This is a genomic window from Niabella aquatica, from assembly GCF_054779315.1.
Window position 1 is genome coordinate 319,661 of the sequence record NZ_BAAGYM010000001.1, and the last position, 6,434, is coordinate 326,094.

At 44.3% G+C, this 6,434-nt stretch carries 5 protein-coding genes and 1 tRNA gene; 3 read left to right on the top strand and 3 right to left on the bottom strand.

Annotated elements, in window-relative coordinates:
* Window positions 1-136 precede the first annotated feature (136 nt).
* A complete protein-coding gene (locus ACYVBM_RS01235) occupies window positions 137-1,312 on the bottom strand; it encodes a thiolase family protein (protein WP_460683787.1) in 1,176 nt (391 codons plus the stop codon).
* Between the two features lie 522 nt (window positions 1,313-1,834).
* On the opposite strand from ACYVBM_RS01235, the gene ACYVBM_RS01240 reads away from it, so the two are divergent.
* From ACYVBM_RS01240 to ACYVBM_RS01250, 3 genes are all read left to right on the top strand, one after another.
* Complete coding sequence (locus ACYVBM_RS01240) at window positions 1,835-2,881, top strand: quinone-dependent dihydroorotate dehydrogenase (protein ID WP_460683788.1); 1,047 nt, start codon at window positions 1,835-1,837, stop codon at window positions 2,879-2,881.
* Between the two features lie 8 nt (window positions 2,882-2,889).
* Window positions 2,890-3,711, top strand: a complete 822-nt coding sequence (locus tag ACYVBM_RS01245; protein WP_460683789.1) for a TerC family protein — start codon at window positions 2,890-2,892, stop codon at window positions 3,709-3,711.
* Between the two features lie 192 nt (window positions 3,712-3,903).
* Window positions 3,904-3,977: transfer RNA gene (locus ACYVBM_RS01250), tRNA-Pro, on the top strand.
* Between the two features lie 100 nt (window positions 3,978-4,077).
* Here ACYVBM_RS01250 and ACYVBM_RS01255 read toward each other — a convergent pair.
* Both ACYVBM_RS01255 and ACYVBM_RS01260 read right to left on the bottom strand, forming a co-directional pair.
* Complete coding sequence (locus ACYVBM_RS01255; RefSeq protein WP_460683790.1) at window positions 4,078-6,132, bottom strand: dipeptidyl-peptidase 3 family protein; 2,055 nt, start codon at window positions 6,130-6,132, stop codon at window positions 4,078-4,080.
* A gap of 73 nt (window positions 6,133-6,205) precedes the next feature.
* The coding region (locus tag ACYVBM_RS01260) for a glycoside hydrolase family 97 C-terminal domain-containing protein (protein ID WP_460683791.1) at window positions 6,206-6,434 on the bottom strand (229 nt) is incomplete at its 5' end.

Below are 6,434 nucleotides of genomic sequence, written 5' to 3' on the forward strand. Positions count from 1 at the left end.
CCTGACCAATCATTCGGGCAGGAATGTTCAGTTATTGTCTCCGAAACGAAATCCCGATGAATATTGGACATTGGGTATTGATTGTTGATTATTGTAATCGGGATACTGGAACTTGCAACTTGAAACCTGGAACCCGTTACAACCTTTCGATCACCCCGGCAATGCCCTGCCCTCCACCCACACAGGCAGTTACCATACCATATTTTTTGCCCAACCTTTTTAAGTCTCCCAGCACCTGGATCGTAAGCTTGGTGCCGGTACAACCTAAAGGATGGCCTAAAGCTATAGCGCCGCCATTGATATTTACTTTTGACGGGTCAAGACCCGCCTCCCGGATGACCGCCAGGGATTGCGAAGCGAAAGCCTCATTCAACTCTATCAGATCTATGTCGCTTAAACGCTTTCCCGCCTGCCTCAAAGCTTTGGGAATAGCGGCTACAGGACCAATGCCCATGATGCGCGGATCAACGCCTGCCACTGCAGCAGATGCCAAGCGGCCGATCGGCTCCAACTGCAGTTCCCTCATCATTTTCTCACTCATCAACACTACAAAAGCAGCGCCGTCGCTGGTTTGGGAAGCGTTGCCTGCCGTAACCGTTCCGCGGGCAGCAAATACCGGTTTTAGCTTAGCAAGCGCCTCCATCGAAGTATCGGCGCGCGGACCTTCATCCGTATCTACTCTATAACTGCGCTTTTGCTTTTTCCCTTTTTCATCCAGGTATATTTCTTCCACGTGAATGGGTAAAATTCCGGCTTTAAAATAGCCTTTTCTAATAGCGTCAAGAGCTTTCTGATGCGAGTTATAGCTAAATTCATCCTGGGCTTCCCGGGTAATGTTGAAATCCTTAGCCACCGCTTCGGCCGTTAAGCCCATATTCAGGTAATAGTCCGGCGCATCACTGGCGATACTATAAGAAGGGACCGTTTTCCAGCCAGATGCAGGCACCATGCTCATGCTTTCTGTACCTCCGGCAATAATACAATCCGCCATACCACTGCGGATCTTGGCGGTTGCCATTGCAATAGTTTCTAAGCCCGAAGCACAATAGCGATTTACCGTAACCCCAGGTGTTTCGATACCCAACGCACGTGCTGCAATGATGCGTCCTACCTGTAGTCCCTGTTCTGCTTCGGGTACCGCATTGCCTACCATTACATCATCTACCTGTTTCGCTTCCAACTGCGGTACATACGCCATCAATCCTTTTATAACTTCTATGGCCAGATCATCCGGGCGGAAAAAGCGAAAGCTCCCTTTTTTGGCCCTGCCCACTGCCGTCCTGAATCCCGCTATGATATATGCTTCTGTCACTATCTTGTATTTGAGATTGAATATGTAGCACAAATAGTTGCTTATGCAACTTGTGTTTCAAATTTAAATAAATTATATTTTCGACCGCCTGATTTTATTAAAACCAGTAAATGGGTTTTTAAAAAAATATGGTATCGTCAGAATAGTTTTTTTTGCTGAAGTGAGTGAAAAATGCCTGAAAATCCCAGCCAGTTTTGGCCATGAAAGAACCTGTACGAGCAAATTCCCTGACGAAGCAGAATGCCTTCCAAAGACAGGTAGAGGCAGGCATATTTAAAAAAACAGGAAATACACCAGGCCTTATTCCAAAAGTCAGCATCTAAGTTTTAAGATTTCTAATGCTTTATGTCACTCATTGCGGAATTTCAGGACGCCTGCCTTGCTTTTATAATCCTTTCAGTCTTCAGACTTGTTTGCCGGGTGTTATTTTACCCCGGTGAATAATTTTAGGCCTGAATTTAAGATCTGCCTGCCCTGGATAACATCATTATACAACCTTAACTTGAGCTATATTTGCAACCGATGTATTCACTACTCCGCAAGATCTACTTTATGTTCCCGCCTGAAAAGGCGCATTATATGGCTATGAACCAGCTAAAGCTGCTTACCGCAACGTCGGCAGGAAAAAAGCTGGTCAGTTCCTTCACCCATTCTGCAAATCCGTCTTTAGCCACACACTTTTTGAACATGGCATTCAAAAATCCCGTAGGATTGGGGGCAGGATTTGATAAAAATGCCAAATATTTAAACGAGCTGGAAGCCCTTGGCTTTGGCTTTGTAGAGATCGGGACAGTAACACCACTGGCACAGGAGGGAAATCCACCACCCAGGTTGTTCAGGCTGCCGGCAGATAAGGCTCTTGTTAACCGCATGGGCTTTAATAACGAAGGTGCAGATGCAATTGCTCAAAGGCTGAGGTTATGGCGCGAAAACAAGTCCGACAGCCATGAAAAATATCCTTTGATCATCGGCGGCAATATCGGCAAAAACAAAGTAACGCCTAATGAAGATGCCTGGAAAGATTACGCTACCTGTTTTAATAAGCTGCACCATTATGTAGACTATTTTGTAGTGAACGTAAGCAGCCCCAATACACCGGGGTTACGCGAGCTGCAGGAAAAAGAGTCTTTAAGAAAAATTATATGGAACCTGGCTATGATTAACAATGGCAAAGCGATTGCCAAACCGATCTTATTAAAAATAGCTCCTGATCTTACCCGGTCGCAGGTGGATGATGTAATTGAGCTGGCTGCAGAAGTGAAACTGGACGGACTGGTGATATGCAATACCACCATCGACCGGAACGGCCTGAATACACCGGTTGCCGAACAGGAAAAAATAGGAGCAGGAGGCCTAAGCGGCAAACCGGTGAGGGCTAAAAGTACCGGTCTTATTGAGTATGTTTACAAGCAAACTCATGGCGCTATTCCTATTATCGGATCGGGAGGGATTTTCACCGCTATAGATGCTAAAGAAAAAATGGCTGCTGGCGCCTCTTTGGTACAGGTTTGGACCGGCTTTATTTACCAGGGGCCAACGATTGTAAAGCAAATTTGTGATTCATTATAAACCGGACTATGGACTTATTATTTATCTCTACTGCTGAGTTGTTTACATTCGACGCTCTGGTAAGCTTTGTTATACTCGTTATACTTGAAGTAGTGCTGGGTATAGACAACGTGATCTTTGTAAGCATTATCCTCAACCGGCTGCCACAGCACCTGCAAAAAAAAGCCCGCACCGTATGGATGATAACCGGTATTATGAGCCGTTGCCTGTTACTGGCCGGGCTTAGCTGGCTGCTGGCTCAAAAAGGAAAATATATTATTCCTGAAAGCTGGTTTGGTAAGGGCTTTGACCTGGCAAGCCTCGTGATGCTGGCAGGAGGCTTGTTCCTTATTTATAAATCGGTAAAAGAAATCCACCATAAGCTGGAAGGAGAAGACCCAACTGTCAATGTACAAAATCAAAAACAATTGGGTTTCAGCCAGGCTATTGTTCAGATACTGGTAATAGATGCTGTATTTTCCTTCGACAGTGTGATCACAGCAGGAGGTACAGCCAGGCATCTTGAAATTATGATAGCTGCAGTTATTGTTGCCATGATCGTTATGTTCACCTTTAGCCCGAAAATTGCCTCGTTCATAGAAAAACACCCGACATTAAAAATGCTGGCCTTATCATTTTTGGTGATGATAGGTGTGAGCCTGATTGTGGAAGGATGGAACTCCGACATAGCGCATGAACTTCATTTGAAAAACTATATTTATTTTGCCATGGCCTTCTCCTTTATTGTTGAATTACTGAACATGGTGATGCGTAAGCGCTCAGGCACGCATGTTGTAAAATTAAATACTCCGAGGCTTGAAGCAGAGGTAAAAGAAAAAGAGCCTCAATAGCGCCGATACTGAAAATATCTAAACAATGCTGAATTAAGATCTGTTTTTTAACCGATTCAAAAAGCCAACCGGTTTAGATGCACAAAATTGAGGCAGCAGTTTTAAAAACAAGATTTATAAGAATGAAATGTTTTAAGTTTGTGCTGGAAAACCTCTGCTGAAAATTAAACAGTATTTAGCTGATATCCATTTCGGGATGTAGCGCAGCCCGGTAGCGCGCTTCGTTCGGGACGAAGAGGCCGCAAGTTCGAATCTTGTCATCCCGACCTTTATAATTTGAAAGTCCATCAGCAAAAAAAGCTGTCCGAAATACTCCGGACAGCTTTTTGCTTTTAAACGAGCTTATATTATTTTGATGGCCCCTGATCAATTCTTCACCGGCAGCAAAGAATAGTCCCTGGCATATTCAATCACCTGGTCGTAAAAAGAAGTGGGAAACTCAATGCGTACATCCTTCACTTTATCACCATCCATCTCAGCTGTAAGGCGCGGCTGTACAAAACCTTTATAAGGCTTAATGTTGAGCGTTGCATAACGTTCCAGTACTTCTTTATGCAGGTCGGGATTTACATTCACCCCGTAGGTTTCTACCAGGTTCTTGCCGGCGTTGAAATCACCTTCTGATTTGATGCGTTGTATTTCTCTTAGCAGCTCACCAAATAAAGTGCGCAGCTTGTTGTAATCATTGATCTGCACATAGGTTTTGCCTTCTTTTTTGATCAATTCCACCACATGGTCCTTCTTCCCTTTTTCATAAACCCAATAAGCATTTAAGGCGCGGTTGCGCATATGCGCCTCTTCTATTTTATCGCCTAATTTCAACCGCACCAATTGGGTCATCAGACCATTCATCATATAATTGTAGTACTCGGCCTTGCCTACTTCCAGTGAGGGCATTACACCTATTTCCACCAGCTTGGGATCCATAATATAGTAGAGCGCTACCAGGTCGGCACGGGCTTCTTCGAGGCAGGAAGCATAGTTTTTCAGCGTTTTGTCGGGTGTGGCTATGCCAGTATTGATCTGGCCCGATGCATGGCCAATACATTCATGCATATCTGTATGCAGGTCGCTGCCCAGGCTGCCATATTGTTTGATACGATCCCGGTCTTCTTTGGTATCTGCAAATTCTTCCAGCATCCCATTGCTGGCGCTGCTAAGGTTGTAGGCTTCTACAATATTGGACAGGGCTACTGATTTAGAACCATACTCTTTCCTTAACCAATCCGAATTGGGCAGGTTAATGCCGATGGGGGTGCTGGGCGCTGCATCGCCGGCCTCTACAATTACATTGATGGCTTTGGCATTAATGCCTTTTACATTTTTCTTTTTATGTTCGGGCATCAGGGGAGCATTATCTTCAAACCACTGCGCCTGCGCTGCTATTTTTTCAATGCGTTTTGAGGCTTCAAAATCTTTTATGGAAACAATAGACTCGTAACTTCCTTTTTTACCGATCGCATCGTTGTACACTTCAATAAAACCACAGGTAAAGTCGATCACGCTGTTGGTATTTTGTGTCCAGGCAATATTATACTCATCCCATTTTTTAAGGTCGCCTGTCTGAAAATACTCTACCAGTAAGGTCAGTGCTTTTTTCTGTATATCATTTTCAGCTAAAGGAATCGCTTTTTTGATCCAGAAGATCATTTGATCAATAGCGGGTGCATACATTCCGCCGCTTTTCCATACTTTTTCTGACAGCTGCCCGTTTTCTTTAATTAATTTACTATTCAGCCCCCATTCAGGTTCCTGGTCGCTATGCGGGAATTTAGCATAAAAAGCCTCTACTTCTTCCTGGGTAACCCCTTCATAAAAATTGTTGAAGGAATGAGCCACATTATCAATACCGGCACGCAGATCTACCATCTTAGGCTCAAATTTCGGATCGAAAATCACCGGCCTGATACGGCTTAAAAAGGCATCAACGGTTTCGCCGTTATCCAGCGGTAATTTGCCTGCATCGCTTTGCTTTACCAGCTCGCTGAAGTATTCAAAGCTACAGGCAGGAATAATTTTATCGGTGCTGTAATGATGGTACAGGCCATTGCTGAACCAAACCTGCCCGGCATAGGTTTTGAACTTTTCCCAATCATCGCCGCTCTGGTTGACTTTAGTGGTCTGCCATATTGCCTCCAGTGTTTTGCGCACTAAAAGATTGTATTTGCCACGTTGATCATAAATAATATCACGACCCGAAAGCGACGCCTGGTAAAGATAATAGGCTAACTCTTTTTGTTGTGCCGAAAGCTGGTCCCAGCCGGGCACCTGGTAGCGCAGGAGTTGCAGGTCGGCAAACGACTCAGCAGTTACATTAAATGGTTCAGATGAAGCGGCGACATGTTCTTTATCTTTTGTTTCACCGGATGGCGATCCGCATGAAGCAAAAAACAGGGAGCCCGACACAACAGTTATCTTCATTATGTTTTTATACATCATTACAATAAGATCTTTTAGTTCAGATAAAAGTAAGAAAAATAGTATCCGGTATCACTTATTTATATCCCAACTTTTTCAGGCCTTTTACAGGCATACCCGCTTTCACTTCAAATAAAGAAATAGCATACCCACCCGCAGGAACGGATTTCAGCTGTATCTTCGACCGGCTGCTGATAATGCCTTTTCGAATGGTATACGCCTGGGGGTTGGTTTTATAATCCGCATCTTTAGCATCGGCATAGATAGTGGCCTCATATAATTTGCCCGGCTCCAGGAAATCAAAC